Annotated in this window: 15 protein-coding genes; 5 read left to right on the plus strand and 10 right to left on the minus strand. The window is 72.9% G+C overall.

The genetic code is table 11. The features are described from left to right. The 4 genes from ABD207_RS17665 to ABD207_RS17680 all read right to left on the minus strand — a co-directional run. A partial coding sequence (locus ABD207_RS17665) for a SurA N-terminal domain-containing protein (protein ID WP_344014050.1) occupies positions 1–636 on the minus strand: 636 nt, incomplete at its 3' end. Between the two features lie 281 nt (positions 637–917). Further along, the gene (locus ABD207_RS17670; protein WP_344014072.1) at positions 918–2414 is read right to left on the minus strand and encodes a serine/threonine-protein kinase; all 1497 of its coding nucleotides are present in this window, start codon (positions 2412–2414) and stop codon (positions 918–920) included. Between the two features lie 41 nt (positions 2415–2455). Then, a complete protein-coding gene (locus ABD207_RS17675; protein ID WP_344014051.1) occupies positions 2456–3127 on the minus strand; it encodes a hypothetical protein in 672 nt (223 codons plus the stop codon). A 163-nt stretch (positions 3128–3290) separates the two neighbouring features. Continuing rightward, positions 3291–5339 (minus strand): N-6 DNA methylase, encoded by a 2049-nt coding sequence (locus ABD207_RS17680; RefSeq protein ID WP_344014052.1) that lies wholly within the window; start codon positions 5337–5339, stop codon positions 3291–3293. 202 nt (positions 5340–5541) lie between these two features. Between ABD207_RS17680 and ABD207_RS17685 the strand changes: the two genes are divergently transcribed. Then, the gene (locus ABD207_RS17685) at positions 5542–6045 is read left to right on the plus strand and encodes a hypothetical protein (protein WP_344014053.1); all 504 of its coding nucleotides are present in this window, start codon (positions 5542–5544) and stop codon (positions 6043–6045) included. Positions 6046–6091: 46 nt separating this feature from the next. Then, positions 6092–6880: a hypothetical protein gene (locus tag ABD207_RS17690; RefSeq protein ID WP_344014055.1), complete on the plus strand. Its 789-nt coding sequence runs from the start codon at positions 6092–6094 to the stop codon at positions 6878–6880. Between the two features lie 159 nt (positions 6881–7039). Here ABD207_RS17690 and ABD207_RS17695 read toward each other — a convergent pair whose 3' ends face one another. Both ABD207_RS17695 and ABD207_RS17700 read right to left on the minus strand, forming a co-directional pair. Further along, positions 7040–7783: an N-acetyltransferase gene (locus tag ABD207_RS17695; RefSeq protein WP_344014056.1), complete on the minus strand. Its 744-nt coding sequence runs from the start codon at positions 7781–7783 to the stop codon at positions 7040–7042. Positions 7784–7866: 83 nt separating this feature from the next. Continuing rightward, positions 7867–8844, minus strand: coding sequence for an ArsR/SmtB family transcription factor (locus ABD207_RS17700; protein ID WP_344014057.1), 978 nt, complete (start codon positions 8842–8844; stop codon positions 7867–7869). Between the two features lie 163 nt (positions 8845–9007). Here ABD207_RS17700 and ABD207_RS17705 point away from each other — a divergent pair, with 163 nt between their 5' ends. Beyond that, positions 9008–10225 carry an MFS transporter gene (locus tag ABD207_RS17705; RefSeq protein WP_344014058.1) on the plus strand — a complete coding sequence of 406 codons (1218 nt, stop codon included), beginning with the start codon at positions 9008–9010 and terminating at the stop codon, positions 10223–10225. On the opposite strand, the gene ABD207_RS17710 is transcribed toward ABD207_RS17705, so the two are convergent. Continuing rightward, the gene (locus ABD207_RS17710) at positions 10149–10931 is read right to left on the minus strand and encodes an HNH endonuclease family protein (protein ID WP_344014059.1); all 783 of its coding nucleotides are present in this window, start codon (positions 10929–10931) and stop codon (positions 10149–10151) included. The genes ABD207_RS17705 and ABD207_RS17710 overlap by 77 nt on opposite strands. A 155-nt stretch (positions 10932–11086) precedes the next feature. Here ABD207_RS17710 and ABD207_RS17715 point away from each other — a divergent pair, with 155 nt between their 5' ends. Then, a complete protein-coding gene (locus ABD207_RS17715) occupies positions 11087–11272 on the plus strand; it encodes an antitoxin (protein ID WP_167992303.1) in 186 nt (61 codons plus the stop codon). A 123-nt stretch (positions 11273–11395) separates the two neighbouring features. On the opposite strand, the gene mfd is transcribed toward ABD207_RS17715, so the two are convergent. From mfd to ABD207_RS17730, 3 genes are all read right to left on the minus strand, one after another. Beyond that, entirely contained in the window at positions 11396–14929 is a 3534-nt protein-coding gene (gene mfd / locus ABD207_RS17720; protein ID WP_344014060.1) for a transcription-repair coupling factor, read from the minus strand. 211 nt (positions 14930–15140) lie between these two features. Continuing rightward, positions 15141–17720, minus strand: a complete 2580-nt coding sequence (locus tag ABD207_RS17725) for an ABC transporter permease (RefSeq protein ID WP_344014061.1) — start codon at positions 17718–17720, stop codon at positions 15141–15143. After that, positions 17717–18505 (minus strand): ABC transporter ATP-binding protein, encoded by a 789-nt coding sequence (locus tag ABD207_RS17730; RefSeq protein ID WP_344014062.1) that lies wholly within the window; start codon positions 18503–18505, stop codon positions 17717–17719. The genes ABD207_RS17725 and ABD207_RS17730 overlap by 4 nt, the downstream gene beginning before the upstream one ends. Positions 18506–18937: 432 nt before the next feature. On the opposite strand from ABD207_RS17730, the gene ABD207_RS17735 reads away from it, so the two are divergent. After that, positions 18938–20360 (plus strand): MFS transporter (locus ABD207_RS17735; protein WP_344014063.1); only part of this gene is annotated, 1423 nt, incomplete at its 3' end.

Consider the following 20360-nt stretch of genomic DNA (forward strand, 5'->3'; position numbering starts at 1 on the left):
CTGGGTGTCCGCCGACGTCACGTCCCGCAGCCACGGGGCCCTGGCGTCCACGCGGCTGCTCTTGTTCACGTCCCAGGTGCCGTAGCGCGGGTTGATGTCCACGTCGAGTTCCTTGCCGGCCTCGGACAGGGCCTTCCAGAACTCGGGACGGCTGGTGTCGGTGCCGAGCTTCTCGGCGAGCTTCTGGGCCTTCAGCTGCAGGCGGAGGTTCTCCTCCAGGCGCTGCGGCGGGATGCCGTACTGCTGCAGCCAGGCCCGCTCGAGCGCCTCGGCGCCGCCCGCCTGGTCCTCCATGTCGGCCCGCATCCGCTGCACCTCGCGGGGCGTGACGCTCACCCCGGCCTCGCGCGCGGCGTGGTCCAGGACGCGGTCGAGGACCATGCTGTGCAGGGTGTCGCGGGTGAGGCTGCCGGTGCGGGCGATGGCCTGCTCGTACTGGGCCTCGTCGGGGACGGCCTCGCGCTGGGCCGCGCGGACCTCCTTCACCCGGTTCTCCAGCTGGGACACGGTGATCCGTTCGTCGCCGACGACGGCTGCCGCGCCCGGGCGCGCATCGTTTCCGCAGGCGGTGAGCAGGGGGGCCGCTGCGGCGATCGCGGCGGTGAGCAGGAGCGCGGTGCGACGGCGGCGGTGCAAGGAAACCTCCTGAGGGAGCTTGTGCGGCGGTGCACAAAGTCTTGCGGTGATCGATGGTAGGCACGGGGCAAGCTCTGGCCAACCCATTCGACCAACGATTCACCACGACTTCGGGCACCGGCACCCCGCCGCCCGTCCGCCCTGCCGCCCTACCGCCCGCACCGGCACCCCGATGCCGGCCGCCCTACCGCCCGGCCGCCCTACCGCCCGCACCGGCACCCCGATGCCGGCCGCCCTACCGCCCGGCCGCCCTACCGCCGGGCACGTCCGCATGCCGGACCTCAGCCGCGCACCTGCCCCAGCCACTGCAGCGTCCGCCGGATCTCCACGGCGAGCGGATGACCGGGCCCCTGGCCGCGCTCCACGTCGTGCAGCAGGCGCACGAGCGTGTCGTGGGCGGCTGCCCGGTCGCCGAGGGCGAGCAGCAGATGCCCGATGCGGCGGCGCACCTCGTGGGCGAGCCGCGGGTCGCCGGCGGCCACGTACTGGTTCTCGTAGTACGGCAGCAGCGCCCGGTACTCGGCGAGCGCCCCGGCCGGGTCGCCGAGCTGCTCCAGGCACTGGGCGGCCTCGTAGCGGTAGCGCAGCGACTGCGGGTCGGCCTGCCCGGCCTCGGCGGCGCGCTCGGCGGCGAGGCGGCGCAGTTCGGGCAGGGCGCGGCGGTACTGGCCGTCGTCCAGCAGGGTGGCCGCGTACTGCTTGCGCAGGGTGCGCACGACCGGGGAGTTCTCGCCGTGCTGCTCGGCGGCGACGGGCAGGATCGAGCCGAGGATGTCGACGGCCTGGGTGATCCGTCCCTCGCCGAGGAGCCGCTTGACCTCGTCGACGGCGGCGGCGACATCGGCCTGCTCCGCGGCCGGCGAGGCGGGCGCGGCGGGGGCGGGCTGGGGTGCGGGGGTGCGCGCCCGGTCCGGCCAGGGGGCGAGCGGCCGCAGGAAGGGGCGGGTGGGGTCAAGGAGCGCCCCGGTGGGTGTGCCGCGGGCGGGCAGGAGCGGCTCCAGGTGCTCGTAGACCTCCTGCGCGGAGGCCGGGCGGTGCTGCGGGTCCTTGGCGAGCAGCCGCAGCACCAGGGTCTCCAGCGCCTCGGGCACCTCCGGGCGGAGGGTGCGCACCGGCGGCGGCGGTTCGTACAGGTGCCGGTGCAGCACGCCGAGCGCGGTGGAGCCGGAGAAGGGGACGTCGCCGCTGAGCAGTTCGTGCAGCAGCACACCGAGCGCGTACAGGTCGGTGTACGGGCCGACCGCGCCGCCCATCGCCTGCTCGGGGGCCATGTAGGCGGGCGAGCCTATGGGGGTGCCGGTGTGGGTGAGGCGGGTGGTGTCGGCGTCCATGACGGAGGCGACGCCGAGGTCGAGCACGGTGACGGTGCCGTCCTGCCGGACCATCACATTGCGCGGCTTGAGGTCGCGGTGGACGATCGGCACCGCGTGCACGGCGCTCAGCACGGCGCACAGCTGGGCGGCCACCGCGACCGCCCACTGCCACGGGTAGGGCGCGTGCTCGGCGAGGTGGTCGCCGAGGTCGGCGCCGTCGACGTACTGCATGACGAGGAACAGCTCCTCGGCCTCGCTGCCCGCGTCGTGCACGGTGACCAGGCCGGGGTGGTCGACCTGCGCGGTGACGCGGCACTCGCGCACGAAGCGGCGGCGCAGTTCGTCCGCCTCCTGCCCGGCCACCTTGTCGGGCCGCAGCAGCTTCACCGCCACGCGCCGGTCGAGCCGCTGGTCGTACGCCGTCCAGACCTGGCCCATGCCGCCCTGGCCGATGAGCGTGGACAGCTCGTAGCGGCCCGCGACGACCCGTCCCGTCGTCGTCACGCTCACCTTCCGCTCTCGGGCCCGGCCGGCCGGCCGTCCTGGCGGCGCAGGTAGTCGCTTAGTTCGTCGAGTTCGGCGCGCACCTGGTCGATGCGGGCCGGCGCGGGGCGCGGCGGCGGCGCCGGGGTGGGCGGCGTCTGCGGCACCGGGGTGTGGGGCCCGGGGGTGTGCGGCACGTGGGGTGCCTGCGGCACCGGCGTGTGGGGCGGCTGCGGGACGGGCGTATGGGGCGGCTGCGGGACGGGCGTGGCGGCGTACGGCGAGGCGGGCTGCGGGTAGCCGTAGGGCGCATGGGCGCCGGGGGCCTGCACGGTGGTGGCGTGCGGCGACGGCGGCACCGGGGCGCCCGGGCGGTTCAGCTGGTGCCAGCGGATGTCCGCGGTCAGGAAGTACACACTGGACGCGGCGCCGGTGAAGATCAGCAGGCCGAGGGCGACATCGCTCCGGGTGTCCGACTCCGGCACCGAGCCCACCACGGTCAGCAGCACGATCGAGAAGACCAGGCCGGACCAGGCCAGCACCCAGTCCGCCGTGCGCGCCCGCAGGATGGCGATCCGGAACAGCGGCACGGCGGCCAGCAGCCCGCACGACAGGATGCCGGCGGCGGCGAACAGCACACGCAGGGTGATGATCATTGCCGCGCTGCGGGTGGGCGGCGCGCCGTGGCCGTACATGACTGCTCCTGGACCGTGAGGCCGATGGGGATGTGCTGCGAGCGTCAGAGCTCCTCGGGAAGTCTGAGCGTATAGGCCGACACGGACAACCGGTCCCCGGTTGTACCGAACCGTTGTCGTCCCGATCACATCCGCGCCCCGCAGGTGCCGGGGCGGGCCGTGCTCAGCCGGGCGGGATCGTGCCGTCGGTGAGGCCGTCGTACATGCCGCGCACCAGCTGTTCGCCGAGGCGGCCGGCCTGGCGCAGCGCCCGTTCGAACTCGTCCAGGGCACGGAAGCGGGCGCCGTAGCGGCGCTGTTCCTCCAGCGGCAGCCGGGGCAGCTGCAGCCGGCGCACGTCGAGCCGGGTGGCGGTGGACGCATAGCTGCTGGCCTGGCGGTTGTTGGCGGTACCGCGCAGGAACCCGGCGAGGAACCAGGGGTCCAGCGCGTCCGGGTCCGGGCGCAGCAGCACCAGGTTGCGGCCGAGCGCGGCCCCGGCGGTGGCCTCGTCGACGACGCGCGCCACGGAGCCTCCGCCGAGCACGGGGACGACGACGTCGCCGGGTTCGGTGAGCACCGCCTCCTCGTCGCTCTCCGGGAGCGTGCCGGACGGGTCGGTGCCGTAGAGGACGTCGTGGTCGGTGAGGACCGGCACGCGCTCGCGGCCGCCGCTGCCGCCGGTGCGCATCACCAGTGCGCCCCCGCGCGCCAGTTCACCGACGGTGGTGAGCGGGCGGCGCGGTGCCTCGGCGGAGGGGGCGGGCGTCACGGGCGGCGGGGTCAGCCGGGCGGTGAGCCGGAGGGTCTCGTCGAGGCGTTCGCGCACCTCGGCGAGACGGGCGGGGCCGTCGGCCGCGGCCGGGGGCGGCAGATGGCGGGCCGGGGCGAGGTCGACGTCGTCGTCGAGGAGGTCGATGACCGGTACGGAGCGGGCCAGGCCGGGCCGTTCGTCGAGCCGTCCGGCCCGCTCGAAGGTCCGCCAGGCGTCGAGCAGCGTCTCGCGTACGCCCTGCCAGTCGGGGCCGCCGCGTCCCTCCCCGGCGAACCGGCCCGCGTCGGCGAGCAGCAGCTCCGGCTGCGCGGGTACCTGCCCGGGGCGGCGCAGCAGCCACAGGTGCAGCGGGAGGTTGTACGGCGGTGCCGCGCCCAGCGGCAGCGCCAGCACGGCCCTCAGCGCGCCCCGGCGCAGCAGGTCGGCGCGGATCCGGCGGCCGGAGCGGCGGGAGGCGACGGCGGGCGGCATCAGCAGCACGGCTGTGCCGCCGTCCTTCAGCCGGGCCAGCGCGTGCTGCACCCAGGCGAGCTCGGACTCGGTGCGGGCGGGGAAGCCGTACTCCCAGCGCGGGTCGTAGGCGAGTTCGTCGTGGCCCCAGTTGCGTTCGTTGAACGGCGGGTGGCACAGCACGGCGTCGGCGCGCAGCTCCGGGTGGGCGTCGGCGCGCAGGGTGTCGCCGGCGGCGGCGTGCACGGGGGCCCGGGTGTGCAGGGCGAGGCGCAGGGCGGTGAGCGCGGCGAGTTCTGGGGCGCTGTCCTGGGCGTAGAGCTCCTGGCCGGGGCGGGGGGTGAGGGCGCGCAGCAGGGCGCCGGTGCCGCAGGCGGGGTCGAGGACGGTGCGGGCGGGTCCGGCCAGGTCGGCCATGAGCGCGGCGAGTTCGGCGGGGGTCAGCGTGTACTGGCGCGGGTTGGCGTCGAGGTGCCGGCCGAGGAGGAACTCGAAGGTCTGCCGGGCGCCGAGCTCGGCGGCGAGTTCGGCGGCACCGCGCAACAGCGGGACGGAGGGCCGCAGTTGCCCGGCGGTGAGGTCCTGCGGAGCGGCGGTCCGGGTGAGTTCGCGGGCCAGTGCCCCGGGCAGGGCCTGGGCGAGCTGCTCGTCGGAGCCGGCGGCCAACTTCAGCCAGACGGTGGGCCGTTCGTGGATCAGCAGCAGGACGCAGCCGGCGTGCAGCAGGGCGGTTATCGGCCCCTCGGGGTGGCCGGTGAGCTGCTGCCAGACGCGTTCCCGCAGGGGCACCTCGGCGAGCTTGCCGTGCCGGCGCAGCCAGTCCTCGACCTCGGCGAGGGCGAACGAGGGGCTGGTCTCGGTGCCGCCGACGGGCTGGGGGAAATCGGCGTGCCGGCGGCGCCAGTTGCTGACGGCGGCCCGTCCGACCCCGGCCAGCCGGGCGATCCCGGCCGCGGTGACCTCCGTGGCGCCGTCCTGGGTGTCTCCTGCCTGCCGCGTCCGCTGCACCCGCCGACTCCCCTCGTCCCACGTGATCACGTCCGTGTGAGGCCGAGCATACCGGCGTATACGTAAAACGGCCGTTCACGTCGTGTACGAACGAGAATCCGTGAACCATGTTGACTCGGTTCACAGTTCATGCTCTGATTGACCCAGCGAACGAGCGGCCGCCGGGGAGCGACGGCCGCCACCATCGGGGAGGGACACAGCCATGGGCATGAAGACCAAGGTCGCGCTGGGCGCCGTCGTGGGGCTCGTCGTCATCGGTGCCGTCTCGGCGAACTCCGGTGACACGGAGGGGGGTTCCGGAGGCAAGGGCTCCTCCGCGTCCGCCGAGCGGCAGTCCGGCGACACGAAGGCGGCGGACGGCAAGGACGCCAAGGACGCCAAGGACGCCGAGAGCAACGACTCCGCCGGCAAGGGCGCCGAAAAGGCCTCCCAGGCCGAGCAGTTCAAGGCCTTCGTGCAGAAGAACGGCTCGCCCCAGGAGAAGGCGGCCGTCGAGCACGTCACCAAGGTCCAGGGCGCCGACGAGCAGAACGACATCCTCGACGCCGCCGACGTCTACACCGACTTCACCGGCGGCATCATGGGCGAGGGCGCGGGCCCCGCCAAGCTGATCGCCTCGGCCTTCGCCGACTGGAAGCAGAGCAAGAACGGCCTGGTCACCGTCTACGACGCCAACGGCGAGCTGATCGGCAACGGCAAGTTCTGACCGGCCCTCACCATCCGTACCACCAGACCCCGTAAGGAAAACCGCCATGCGCCGCACCGCGCTCGCCACCCTCTGCCTCATCGCCGTGACCGGGGCCGGGCTCACCGGCTGTCTGCCCGGCGAGGACAAGGCGTCGAAGGCCTCCGAGCAGTCGGAGGGGGTGAAGGACGGGAAGGACGGGAAGAACGGGAAGAAGGAGCCGTTCGCCGGGCTGAGCGGCGGTGAGATCGCCGACCGTGCCGTGGCCGCCACGACCGGTGCCTCTTCGCTGCGGATGCGCGGCGACGTGCCCGACGAGGCCGCCGGCGCCATGACCTTCGACATGGCGCTGGACCGCAAGGGCGAGTGCGCCGGCACCCTGACCATGAAGAGCGGGGGCGAGGCCGAGCTGATCAAGACCGGCGACACCCTCTACATCAAGTACGACGAGGCGTTCCTGCGGGCCCAGAGCGAGGGCGAGCCGAAGGCCGACGTCGACGCGGCCGTGGACCTGCTGGCCGGGAAGTGGACCAAGATGTCCGCCACCGGCGCGGACGCCGAGGAGATCGCGGGCTTCTGCGACCTGGACGAGGTGCTCGGCGACGTGGAGGAGGGCGGCTCCACCGCCAGCCGAGGCCGGACGACGACCGTCGACGGCACCCCGGCGCTGACGCTGACCGAGCGCGACGGCAAGGACCGCTACACCATCTACGTCGCCACCGAGGGCGAGCCGTACCTGCTGCGGCTCGACAGCACCGCCGACGGCGACTCCCCGGTCACCTTCTCGGACTACGAGAAGCCGGTCCCGGCCAAGAAGCCCGAGGGCGAGATCGTGGATCTCGACGCGCTGGGCTGACGAGCCGTCACGGGGGTGAGTTGTCACAGCCGTCGAGCTGTCAGCGCCGTTGAGCCGTCAGGGCCGTTGAGCTGTCAGCGCCGTTGAGCTGTCAGCGCCGTTGAGCCGTCAGCGCCGTTGAGCCGTCAGGGCCGTTGAGCTGTCAGCGCCGTTGAGCTGTCACAGCGGGTGCCGCATCCACACATTGGGCTCGACGTACACGGCGTGATCGCCCCGCAGGTCGCAGTGCACGGGCACCAGGGCCCCGGGCACCTCGACGGGGCCGTCGGTGTCGAAGGGCAGCCCCGTCCAGTCCCGCCACTCGGCGAGGGACGCGGACACCGTCATGGACGCCGGCGCCACCCGGTCCACGGTGGCGCCGGCCCGTGCGTGCACCCGCATCCACGGGTCCTGTGGCAGCCCGTCGGGGCGCACCCGGGCCACGTACTCGTCCATGGGCGTACGGGGTTCGAGGTGCTTGGCGCTGGGCCGCACCGGGGCGACGACCTCGTCGAAGCCGCGCGCCCGGGCGTTGTCCCGCATCGCCGTGAGCATCAGCGCGGACAGCCCGCGCCCCTGGGCGTGCGGGGCGACGGTGACCGCGATCGCGCTGACCGTGTCGGGCCGCACCCCGGCGCGCAGATCGGCGAAGGCCCACACCATCACCTTGTCCCAGCCGCGCGCGGGCAGTTCCTCGCGGCCCTCGGTGTGCAGGGCGAACGGCACGCTGTAGGCGGTGGCGACGACCTCGCCCTGCTCGTCCTCGGCGAACAGCACGTACTCGGGCAGCTCGGTGGCGATCCGCCGGTAGTGCGCGGAGCCCACGAGGTCCTGGGTCACGAAGACCGGCCAGCTGTCCGCCATGTCCCGCACCTGCTCCCACCTGCCGGGCTGCTCCGCGAGAGGCATGATCTCGAAGGCCATGCCGCCACCGTATGCACCCGCCGGCCCGCCGACCACCGGTTTTCGTCCCACGACGGGCTCCACCGCTTGTCGTCCGACGGGCTCTACTGCTGCAGCAGGAGCTGGTCGGCGAGCCCGCTGTGCCGGTACAGCACCTGGCGTCCGTCGCGGGCGCGGGTGACCAGGCCCGTGGCGTGCAGCACGCGCAGATGCTGGGAGACGGCGCTGGGCGTCACCCGCAGGCGGCGGGCGAGCTCCACGGTCGGCAGCGGCTCCTCCAGGAGGCCGAGGAGCCTCACCCGGGGGGCGCCGATCAGGGACACCAGGGCCTCGTTGCCGGGGGGCGGGGTCTCGTCCCACAGGGTGGCCACTCCCCGGCTGGGGTAGACCAGCCGGGGCGGCTCGTCCGGGCTGACCGGAGGCGCCGGCTTGTGCGCGAAGACCGACGGCAGGAGCAGCAGCCCCCGGCCGGCGGCCGCCACCCGGTGCCTGCTGATCATCTGGCTGATGTGCAGCTCGCCGTCCCGCCAGCGCAGGTTGGGGTGCATGTCGGCGAAGAGCAGCCGGGCGCCGCCCAGGGCGAGCTGCCGCGCCCGGTAGGTCATGTCGGCCTCCAGCACGAGCCGCATGTGCGGCCACATCGGCTCGAGGGCCGCCCGCCAGTACTGCCGCAGCACGTCGCAGATGGCGTCGCGCAGGGCGGTGACCCGGTCGTCGTCGCCGAGTGCGTCGCTCAGCGGGGCGGGGAGCGGGTCCGGGGCGTGGGCCAGCCGCAGGTCGTGGCGGACCTGGGCGGGGCGCGTCCGGCGGACCACGTCGAGTTGCTCGTCGAAGGACGGGGCGAAACCTGCGGGGTTGGGTGTCAGGAAGTCCGGGAGGGTGCGCCGCTGGGCGACCAGCGACATCAGCAGCCCGGTGTCGAGGGCGCCGAGCCGGCCCAGCACGGACCGGCGCCAGGGCAGGTGCAGCGCGGACAGTCCCGGGTCCTGGAGCACCCGCAGGCTGAGCAGGGTCTCGTGCAGGGGCGAGAGCGCGAAGCGCGTGTCCGCGAGGTCCTCGACCCCGAGAACGAAAACGATCATTAAGCCGTACGCTACATCGATTCCCGTGGGGTCGTCGATGCCCTGAACTGCCACCCATGACACGGACACGGACAACTCATGCGCGCCGCACGGAGGTCGAGGCCGGCGCGGGCTTCGTCTCCGGCCAGGTCGTGTACGTCGCCGGCGGACCGGTGGACTGAGGATGGGCCGCCGGACGACCCTGCTGCTCGCCGTCACCTGCGCGGTGGCCGTGGGCAACCTCTACTTCCCGCAGGCGATCACGCCCCTGGTCGCCGAGGACCTGCACACCTCGGCCGACTCGGCCTCGGCGGCGGTGACCGCCACCCAGGCCGGCTACACGGCGGGGATGTTCCTGCTGGTGCCGCTCGGCGACCGGCTCCCGCACCGCTCGTTCCTGGTGGTGCTGCTCCTGCTGACCGGTGCCGGACTGCTCGCCGCGGGCTGCGCCCCCTCCTTGCCGTTCCTCGTCGCCGCCAGTGCCCTGACCGGCTTCACCACGGTGGCCGCGCAGCTGGTCGGGCCGCTGGCGGCCGGGCTGGTGGCGGCCGGCCGGCGGGGAGCGGTGCTCGGCACCCTGATGACCGGGTCCATCGGCGGGATGCTGCTGGCCCGCGCCTTCAGCGGGATCCTCGGCGAGCGGCTGGGCTGGCGCGCGCCCTACCTGGCGGCCGCCGCGCTGGTCCTGGTGCTCGCCGCCGTCCTGGCCCGCAGCCTGCCGGTCACCACCCCACCCTCGTCCCAGCCGTACCCGGCACTCCTCGCCGGGTCGCTTCACCTGCTGCGCACCGAGCCCGAGCTGCGGCGCTCCTGTCTCTACCAGGCGACGGTCTTCGCCGGGTTCTCCGCCGTGTGGACGTGCCTGGCGCTGCTGCTCACCGGCCCCGCCTACGGCCTGGGCGCCCAGGCCGTGGGGCTGCTCGCCCTGGTCGGCGGCGCCACCATGATCTGCACCCCGCTCGCCGGGCGCCTGGTGGACCGCCACGGGCCGGGTCCGGTGAACCTCGCCTGTCTGCTGGGTGTGCTGCTGTCGGCCGCGGTCCTGACCGCCGGGGCGCTGGGCGGGGTGCCGGGGCTGGCCGCGCTGGTGGCCGGCACGCTGCTGCTCGACGTCGCCATGCAGTCCGGCATGGTCGCCAACCAGGCCCGCATCTACGCGCTGCGCGCCGACGCCCGCAGCAGGCTCAACACCGCCTACATGACCTGCGCCTACCTGGGCGGCAGCGCCGGTTCCTGGCTGGGGACCCGGGCCTGGGCTCAGGCCGGCTGGCCGGGGGTGTGCGCGCTGCTCGCCCTGCTCACGCTGCCCGCCCTGGCCCGGCATCTCACAGCGCCGGCCGGCCGCCGCACTGCCGCAGCATCATCCGCTTGTCCGCCGCGGTCACCGGCATCTCGTACTTGACGGCGACCTGGGCGAACCGGACCGCGTAGGCGCAGCGGATGCGCTTGCGGGGCGGCAGCCAGGAGGCGGGGCCGGAGTCGCCCTTGGCGGAGTTGGCCCGTCCCTGAACCGGCATCAGGTTGAGGACGTCATTGGCCAGTTGGCGGCGCTTGCTCTCCCGCCAGCGCGAGGCGCCCATCTGCCAGCTGTAGCTGAGCGGGACGACATGGTCGATGTGCACCTCGGCGGCCCGCTGCTTGCGCCACTCGATGGTCCGGCCGGTGTAGGGGTCGTGCAGGGTCATGGCGACGACCACGCAGTCGGACCCGGAGCGGAAGCGGAGCCTGAGGCCGTCGCGCTGGAGCACGTCGTTGCGGGTGTCGCAGCCGTTCCTGGCCAGCGGCACCCCGTCGGCGGTGTCCAGCCAGGCGTAGCCGAACTCCTCCCGCTCGTAGCCGGTCCGCGGTCCGCGGCCCTTGGTGGCGACCCGCTCGATGAGCCGGACGGCCGCCGCGCGGTCCCGCTCGGTGGTGACGGGGGCCAGGCCCGGGGCGGTGCCGTCCGGGTTCTTCAGGGGGCTGACCGCCCGCGTGTCCCGCTCGGCCGGCTCGGCACCGGCGCCCGCGCCGGCCGAGGAGCCCTCGGGCAGCCCCTCGCACCCGGTGAGAAGCGCCGCCGCGGCGAGCACCGCCGCCGTCGCCCTGGTCCGCCGCACGTGTCGCGCCACCGCGCCCCTCCCCTTGCCCGCGTACGGCCCGCACGGACGGGCCCGAGCGCAGCGTAGCGAGCGAGAGGTCCAGACCACATCACCCTCAAACGGGCATCCCGGGCAAGCGGCGCGTATCGTCGGAGCTGAGTCGAGTGATGCGGAAGGAGCTCTGTATGGGCATCTTCGACAAGCTCAAGGGCAACAAGGCGGCACGTCAGAAAGCCCATCAGGGCTCGGACGCCGCCGAGAAGCAGATCAACGAGAGGACCGGCGGCAAGTACGAGAAACAGGTCGACACCGGGCAGCAGCAGGCCGAGGAACGTCTCGGCATGGACCGCGACCGCCCCGACCAGCAGTAGACCCGCGCCGACCGGACCGACCGATACCGGCTCACAAGCCGCCCACGGCACCATGCACCCGTGGACGGCTTCCGGCGTCTCCTTCGCTCCCGGTGATCTCCCTGCGGTCTCCCGCTCGCCGGGCTACGTGTCCAGCACCGAGGTCAGGAACTCCCCGACCCAGCCCAGCAACTCCCGCCCGACCAGCGGCTTCCCGCCGACCTTCGCGGTCTTCGGGCGGGGCACCAGCACCTGCCGCACCGCCGGCTTGATCACCGAGCCGGGGTACAGGCGCTTCAGGCGCAGCTCCTGCGACTCGCGCAACTCCACCGGCGCGAAGCGGATGTTGTTGCCCTGCAGGACGATCTCGCTCACCCCGCAGGCCCGCGCCAGCATCCGCAGGCCCGCCACCAGCAGCAGGTTCTCCACCGGCTCCGGCAACTTGCCGTAGCGGTCGAGGAGTTCCTCGCGGACGGCCTTGATGTCCTCCTCCGAGTTGGCGGAGGCGATGGCGCGGTAGGCCTGCAGGCGCAGCCGCTCGCCGGGGGCGTAGTCGTGCGGGACGTGCGCGTCGACCGGCAGCTCGATCTTGACCTCGAGCGGCGGCTCCTCCTCGATCTCCCCGGTCTCCAGCTGGCGCCGGTAGTCCGCCACCGCCTCGCCGACCATGCGCACATACAGGTCGAAGCCGACGCCCGCGATGTGGCCGGACTGCTCGCCGCCGAGCAGGTTGCCGGCGCCGCGGATCTCCAGGTCCTTCATCGCCACGTACATGCCCGCGCCCATCTCGGTGTGCTGGGCGATGGTCGCCAGACGCTCGTGCGCGGTCTCGGTGAGCGGCTTCTCCGGCGGGTACAGGAAGTAGGCGTAGCCGCGTTCCCGGCCGCGGCCCACCCGGCCGCGCAGCTGGTGCAGCTGGCTCAGGCCGAAGGTGTCGGCGCGCTCCACGATCAGGGTGTTGGCGTTGGAGATGTCGATGCCGGACTCGACGATGGTCGTCGAGACCAGCACGTCGAACTTCTTCTCCCAGAAGTCGACGACGACCTGCTCCAGCGCCGACTCCGACATCTGGCCGTGCGCGATGGCGATCCGCGCCTCGGGCACGATGTCCCGCAGCCGGGCGGCGGCCCGGTCGATGGTCTCGACCCGGTTGTGGATGTAGAAGACCTGGCCCTCGCGCAGCAGTTCGCGGCGGATGGCCGCGCCGATCTGCTTCTCCTCGTAGGGGCCGACGAAGGTGAGCACCGGGTGGCGCTCCTCCGGCGGGGTGGTGATCGTCGACATCTCGCGGATGCCGGTGACCGCCATCTCCAGGGTCCGCGGGATGGGCGTGGCGGACATGGTGAGCACGTCGACGTTGGCGCGGAGCTTCTTCAGCTGCTCCTTGTGCTCGACGCCGAAGCGCTGCTCCTCGTCGACGATGACCAGACCGAGGTCCTTGAACTTGGTCTCGGAGGAGAACAGCCGGTGGGTGCCGATGACCACGTCCACCGAGCCGTCGCGCAGGCCGTCCAGGACCGCCTTGGCCTCGGCGTCGCTCTGGAAGCGGGACAGCGCCCGCACGTTCACCGGGAACTGGGCGTACCGCTCGCTGAAGGTGCCGAAGTGCTGCTGCACCAGCAGGGTGGTGGGCACCAGCACGGCGACCTGCTTGCCGTCCTGGACGGCCTTGAACGCCGCCCGCACCGCGATCTCGGTCTTGCCGTAGCCGACGTCGCCGCAGATCAGCCGGTCCATCGGGACCGGCTTCTCCATGTCCTCCTTGACCTCGGCGATGGTGGTGAGCTGGTCGGGCGTCTCCGCGTAGGGGAAGGCGTCCTCCAGCTCGCGCTGCCAGGGCGTGTCGGGGCCGAAGGCGTGGCCGGGTGCCGCCATCCGCGCGCTGTACAGCTTGATCAGGTCGGCGGCGATCTCCTTGACGGCCTTCTTGGCGCGCGCCTTGGTCTTGGTCCAGTCGGCGCCGCCGAGCCGGTGCAGGGTGGGTGCCTCGCCGCCGACGTACTTGGTGATCTGCTCCAGCTGGTCGGTGGGGATGTAGAGGCGGTCGCCGGGCTGGCCGCGCTTGGCGGGCGCGTACTCCACGACCAGGTACTCGCGGGTGGCGCCCTGGACGGTGCGCTGCACCATCTCGATGTAGCGGCCGACGCCGTGCTGCTCGTGGACGATGTAGTCGCCCGCCTCCAGGGTGAGCGGGTCGATGGTCCTGCGGCGCCGGGCCGGCATCCGGGCGCCCTCCCGGCCGGACGCCTTCTGGCCGGTCAGGTCGGTCTCGGTGAGCACGGCCAGCTTGAGCCCCGGGGCGACGAAGCCCCGGTCCAGGCAGCCGCAGGCGACATGCACCACGGACGGGGAGATCTCGCCGAGGTCGGTCTCCAGGCGGGCGGGGATGCCCTCGTTGCCGAGCACCTCGACGGTGCGGGCGGCCGGGCCGTGGCCCTCGGTGACGAAGACCGTGCGCCAGCCGTCGGCGAGCCAGCCCTTGGTGTCGGCGAGGGCACGCGCCGTGTCGCCGCGGTAGGCCTCGGGGGCGTTCATGCCGAGCTTGATCGTGTCGCCGTCGAGCTCCTCGTCGGCCGCGAACGGCGACACCGACCACCACATCATGCCCAGCTCGCGGGCCCGTTCGCGGACGTCGGCGATGGACCACAGGGAGGCCGCGCCCACATCGATGGGGGCCTCCCCTCCGCCCGCGGTGGCGGCCCAGGACGCCTGCAGGAACTCCTGCGAGGTGGCCACCAGGTCGGCGGCCCGGGTGCGCACCCGCTCCGGGTCGCAGACGACGGCCATGGCGCCCGCGGGCAGCACGTCCAGCAGCAGCTCCATGTCGTCGACCAGGACCGGGGCGAGGGACTCCATGCCCTCCACGGCGATCCCCTCGGCGATCTTGCCGAGCAGTTCGCCCAGCTCGGGGTGGCGCTCGGCGAGTTCCCGGGCGCGGGAGCGCACCTCGTCGGTGAGCAGCAGTTCGCGGCACGGCGGGGCCCACAGGCCGTGCTCGGCGACCTCGAGGGAGCGCTGGTCGGCGACCTTGAAGTAGCGGATCTCCTCGACCTCGTCGCCCCAGAACTCCACCCGCAGGGGGTGCTCCTCGGTGGGCGGGAACACATCGAGGATGCCGCCGCGGACCGCGAACTCGCCGCGCTTCTCCACCAGCTCCACCCGCGCGTACGCGGCGGCGGCGAGCGCGTCCACGACCTCGTCCAGGTCGGCGGTCTGGCCGGTGCGCAGGGCGACGGGCTCCAGGTCGCCGAGGCCCTTGACCTGCGGCTGGAGGACGGAGCGCACGGGCGCCACGATCACGGAGACCGGGCCGGTCTCCGGGTCGTCGCTGCTGGGGTGGGCGAGCCGGCGCAGCACCGCGAGCCGGCGGCCCACGGTGTCGCTGCGCGGGCTGAGCCGCTCGTGCGGGAGGGTCTCCCAGGCGGGGTACTCCACCACGCCCTGCGGGGGCAGCAGGGAGCGCAGGGCGTCGACCAGGTCCTCGGCCTCCCGCCCGGTCGCCGTGACCGCGAGCACGGGGCGGCCGGTCTCGCGGGCCAGGGCGGCGACCGCGAAGGGCCGCGCGGCGGGCGGGCCGACCAGGTCGACGTGCATGCGGTTGCCCTCGGTGGCGGCGGTGACCGCTTCCGCGAGGGCGGGGTCCTTGACTACGGCGTCGAGCAGACCGTGCAGGCTCATGGAGGGGCGCTTCCATCCAAGGGTGGGCAACACGAAGGGCCCGACGCGTGGCGCGGCCGGGGTCTCCAGCGTACGTCTGTTGCGGCGGTGACCGGCGCCGCCGCGGTCCGGGGGCGGGCCGGACACGCGGAAGCCCGGTGCCGGACGTCCCCGTGGACGTGCCGGCACCGGGCCCCTCCCCCGCAACCCCCGTGTGCGGTGGCCGGCCGGGCTACTCGGTGGCGATGGCGTTCAGGACGTTCATCCGGCCGGCGCGGAACGCCGGGACCAGCGCGGCGAACAGTCCGACGAAGGCCGAGCCGATGAAGACCCCGATGATCGTCGGCCAGGGGATGTCCAGGACCTTCAGGCCCTTCAGGGCGAGGAGCTGCTGGGCGGTGGCGCCCCAGCCCATGCCCAGGCCCAGGCCCAGCAGGGCGCCGAACAGGGCGATCACGACCGACTCCATGCGGATCATGCGGCGCAGCTGCCGGCGCGAGAGGCCGATCGCCCGCATCAGGCCGATCTCCCGGGTGCGTTCGACGACCGACAGGGCCAGGGTGTTCACCACGCCCAGGATCGCCACGATGATCGCCAGCGCCAGCAGGCCGTAGACCATGTTCAGCAGCTGCCCGATCTGGTCCTTCAGCGCCTCCTTGTAGTCCGTCTGGTCCCGCACCTTGTAGTCCGGGTAGTCGGACATCGCGGCCTTGAGCTCCTTGTACGCGGTCTCCTGCTGCCCGTCCTTCGCCGAGGCGAAGACCAGCAGGTCCAGCGGCATCTTGCCGGCCGGCACGTACTTGGCGAGGGTGTCGATGGACAGGTACATCGACCCCGCGTCGATCACCGTGTCGCTGCTGGTGATCGCCCGGACGGTCAGCTCGCCGGTCCGCCCGTCGTCGAAGGAGACGCCGATGGTGGAGCCGAGGCGGATGCCGTGGTCCTTCGCGAAGTCCTCGGGGACGGACATCGAGTCGGGCCGGTAGGCGTCGGCGAGGTTGCCCTGGACCGTCTCGACCCGCAGGTCGGTGGCGTAGGTCGGGTCGGCCGCGGAGACGTCCTTGCCCGCGACCCGCTCGCCGTCGGGCGTGGCGAGGGCGACCTCGTGCACCTTGTACTCGGTGACCCGCTCCAGGCTGGGCACCGACTTCACGGCCTCCACGGCCTGCGGGGGGAGCCGCAGGCCCTGGTCGTGGCCGATGATGAAGTCCGTGCCGACGGACTTGTCGAGCTCCTCGGTCGCGGAGGCCACCATGGAGGAGCCCACCACCGACAGGCAGGCCACCAGGGCGAGGCCGATCATCAGCGCGGAGGCGGTGGCGCCGGTGCGGCGCGGGTTGCGCAGCGCGTTGCGCTCGGCCATCCGGCCGATGGGGCCGAAGGCCCGCAGCAGGATCGCCCCGAGAACCCGCACGACTCCGCTCGCCAGCACCGGGCCGATGATCACGAAGCCGATCAGGGACAGCACCACGCCGAGCCCGAGCCAGAGCGAGCCCTCGGACGCCTTGTCCGCCTCGCTGGTCAGGTAGAGGGCGAAGCCGCCGGCGGCGGTGAGGGCCAGGCCGATCAGGCCGCGGATCCAGCCGGCCTTGGCGTCCGCCGGGGTGCCGGCGTCGCGCAGCGCGGCCATCGGGGAGATCTTCCCGGCCCGGCGGGCGGGCAGGTAGGCGGCGAGCACGGTGACCACCACGCCCAGCACCAGGCCGGTCACCGGGGTGGTCCAGGCGATGGTGAGGTCCTTGGTGGACAGGTCCATGCCCATCTGGCCCATGAGCTTCATCAGCCCGATCGCGAGGCCGACGCCCGCGCCGACACCGAGCACCGAGCCGAGCACGCCGAGCAGCAGCGCCTCGATCAGCACCGAGCGGTTGACCTGCTTGCGGGAGGAGCCGATGGCACGCATCAGGCCGATCTCCCGGGTGCGCTGGGCGACCAGCATGGAGAAGGTGTTGATGATCAGGAAGATGCCGACGAGGAAGGCCACCCCGGCGAAGCCGAGCAGGGCGTACTTCATGACGCTCATGAAGCCCTCGACGTCCTTCTGGTTCTCCTCGGCGGTCTCCTTGGCCGTCTGCACCTTGTAGCCGCCGCCGAGTTCGGCCAGGACGTTCTTCTTCAGCTGCTCGTCGCTGACACCGGACGCGGCGGTGACATTGACGCTGGTGAAGACGTCGCTCTCACCGACCAGGGTCCGCTGGGCGGTCGGGACGTCCGTGTAGAAGAGCGCGGCACCGGGGTTGGTGACGTTGAAGTCGGCGATGCCGGAGATCTTCGCGGAGTGCGTGCCGACCGCGGTGATCCAGCGGATCTCGTCGCCGAGCCTCAGGCCGTGCTTGTCGGCGGTGTCCGCATCGACCATCACCTGGCCGGCGCCCTTGGGCGCGGAGCCCTCGGTGATCTCCATGGTGCGGGCGTCGGTGCGGTTCCAGCTGCCGACGATGGTCGGGGCGCCGCTGGTGGGCGAGAGGTTGTTCTTCTCGGCGTCGATGACGGTGACCGAGGTGGAGAACACGGTGCCCTCGGCGTCCTTGACGCCCTGCGCCTTGCGCACCTCGGAGACCACGGAGGCCGGCATCACCGGCGGCTTGCCGGTGTTGGAGGTCGTCTCGCCGGTGTCGGAGGAGTCCTTGGAGCTGACCGTGACGTCGGAGGACGTCGCCGCGAACAGCTTGTCGAAGGTGGTGGACATGGTGTCGGTGAACACCAGCGTCCCGCACACGAACGCCACCGACAGCAGCACCGCGACCGCCGACAGCGCCATGCGTCCCTTGTGCGCGAGGAAGTTGCGCATCGAGGTCTTCAGCACGGTCATGACGTGCGCCCCCGGGCGTCGAAGTCCTTCATACGGTCCAGGACCTGCTCGGCGGTGGGCTGCAGCATCTCGTCGACGATGCGGCCGTCGGCGAGGTACAGCACCCGGTCCGCGTAGGAGGCGGCGACCGGGTCGTGGGTGACCATCACGATGGTCTGGCCCAGTTCGTCCACCGAGCGGCGCAGGAAGCCGAGCACCTCGGCACCGGCCCGCGAGTCGAGGTTGCCGGTCGGCTCGTCACCGAAGATGATCTCCGGCCGGGCGGCCAGGGCCCGGGCCACCGCGACGCGCTGCTGCTGACCGCCGGAGAGCTGGGCCGGCCGGTGCTTGAGCCGGCCGGCCAGGCCCACGGTCTCCACGACCCGCTCCAGCCACGCCTTGTCGGGCTTGCGCCCGGCGATGTCCATGGGCAGCGTGATGTTCTCCAGCGCGTTGAGCGTGGGCAGCAGGTTGAACGCCTGGAAGATGAACCCGATGCGGTCCCGGCGCAGCTGGGTGAGCTTCTTGTCCTTCAGGCCGGTGATCTCGGTCTCGTCCAGGTAGATCTTCCCGGACGTCACCGTGTCGAGCCCGGCCAGGCAGTGCATCAGCGTGGACTTGCCGGACCCCGAGGGGCCCATGATCGCGGTGAACTGGCCGCGTGCGATGTCCACGTCCACGTGGTCCAGGGCGACGACGCGGGTCTCGCCCGACCCGTAGGCCTTGACGACCTGCCGCGCCCGCGCGGCAACGGCCGTTCGACTTCCAGTACCCCCGTGCCTGGGAATGGTCACAGCCGATGTCACGGTATGTCTCCTATGTCGGTCAGCAGATGGAAAGCGGTGCACCCGTACGCAAGCGGTGCGGTGGTGCTCGAAGCGTTGTGACGTGCTTGACGTGCTTGACGTGCTTCAGTCTTGCCGCGGAGAGGGGTCGGGCGCGCTGGTGCTCAGCGCAGTCCTGTACTGAGGAAAACCCCACCCCTCGTGCTGGGCTCAGCCGCCCCCCAACGCCGTAAAGCCAGGTTAAGGACGGTCCTTGCCCGTCTCGTCCTCCGCCGGTACGAGCCCTCCCCGAGCCTTAGTACGGAGGTACCCCTAGGGGTCCTCCCCCCGCGGGCGGAGCCCGTCTCGGGGCCGGATCCGTCCGTGGGTGGAGCCAGCCTCCACCCTCCCGCCGCGTGAGGGTCAAGCGGGATCAAGTGAGATGCTGAGCGGCGGCGGACAGGTGCAAGGGGCATGCAACTGCGAGGGAAGGGACCCCGGGTGGGTGAGACCGGACGGACGGCGGCCCAGGAGAGCGCCGAGCGGGCCGCACCCAAGAGGCGCGGTGCGGTGGTCGCCGCGCTGATGCTGGCGATGGCGCTGGCCGCGCTGGACTCCACCATCGTCGCCACCGCCGTCCCGCAGATCGTCGGCGACCTCGGCGGCTTCTCGGTCTTCTCCTGGCTGTTCTCCGGCTATCTGCTGGCGGTGACCGTCACGCTGCCCGTCTACGGCAAGCTCTCCGACACCTTCGGGCGCAAACCCGTCCTGGTGGCCGGCGCCGCGGTGTTCCTGCTGGGCTCGCTGCTGTGCGCGCTGGCGTGGAACATGGCCGCGCTGATCGCCTTCCGCATCGTGCAGGGCCTGGGCGGCGGCGCGCTGCAGGGCACGGTGCAGACGCTCGCCGCCGACCTGTACCCGCTCGAGCAGCGCCCGAGGATCCAGGCGCGGCTGTCCACGGTGTGGGCGGTGTCCGCGGTGGCCGGACCGGGCCTCGGCGGCGTCCTCGCCGCCTACGCCGACTGGCGCTGGATCTTCCTGATCAATCTGCCGGTCGGCGCGGTGGCGCTGTGGCTGATCGTGCGTCATCTGCACGAGCCGCGGCGGCGGCTCGCGGAGCGGGCCCGTGTGGACTGGGCGGGCGCGCTGACGGTGTTCGCCTGCGGCGGCGCGCTGCTCACCGCGCTGGTGCAGGGCGGCGTCGCCTGGGACTGGCTGTCCGCCCCCTCACTGGCCCTGCTGGGCACGGGACTTGCGCTGCTGGTGGTGTTCTTCGCCGTGGAGCGCCGGGCGGAGCAGCCGATCATCCCGGGCTGGGTGTGGCGCCGGCGCACCATCGCCGCGGTCAACCTCGCCCTCGGCGCGCTGGGCGTGCTGATGGTCGCCCCGACCGTCTTCCTGCCCACCTACGCCCAGTCGGTGCTCGGTCTCGCCCCGGTGGCCGCCGGTTTCGTGCTGTCGGTGTGGACGCTGACCTGGCCCGTCTCGGCGGCGCTCAGCCAGCACGTCTACCGCAGGATCGGCTTCCGCAACACCGCGATGCTCGGCATCGGAGCGGCAGCGCTGATCCTGTCCGCGTTCCCCCTGCTGCCCTACCCCGGCCAGGCCTGGCAGCCGGCGCTGCTGATGATGCTGCTGGGCGCGGCGCTCGGCCTGTTCCAGCTGCCGCTGATCGTCGGGGTGCAGTCGACGGTGCGCTGGGAGGAGCGCGGCACGGCCACGGCGTCGGTGCTGTTCTGCCGCCAGACGGGACAGACGGCCGGCGCGGCCCTGTTCGGCGCGGTCGCCAACGGCGTGCTCGCCGGCCGCCTCGGCGACGCGAGCGACCTGGACACGGTGACCAGGGCCCTGGACACCGGCACCGCCGCCGAGGCGACCCGGCGGGCCATCGCCGACG

It is taken from the genome of Streptomyces thermospinosisporus, from assembly GCF_039526425.1.
GTDB classification, from domain to species: Bacteria; Actinomycetota; Actinomycetes; order Streptomycetales; family Streptomycetaceae; genus Streptomyces; species Streptomyces thermocarboxydovorans.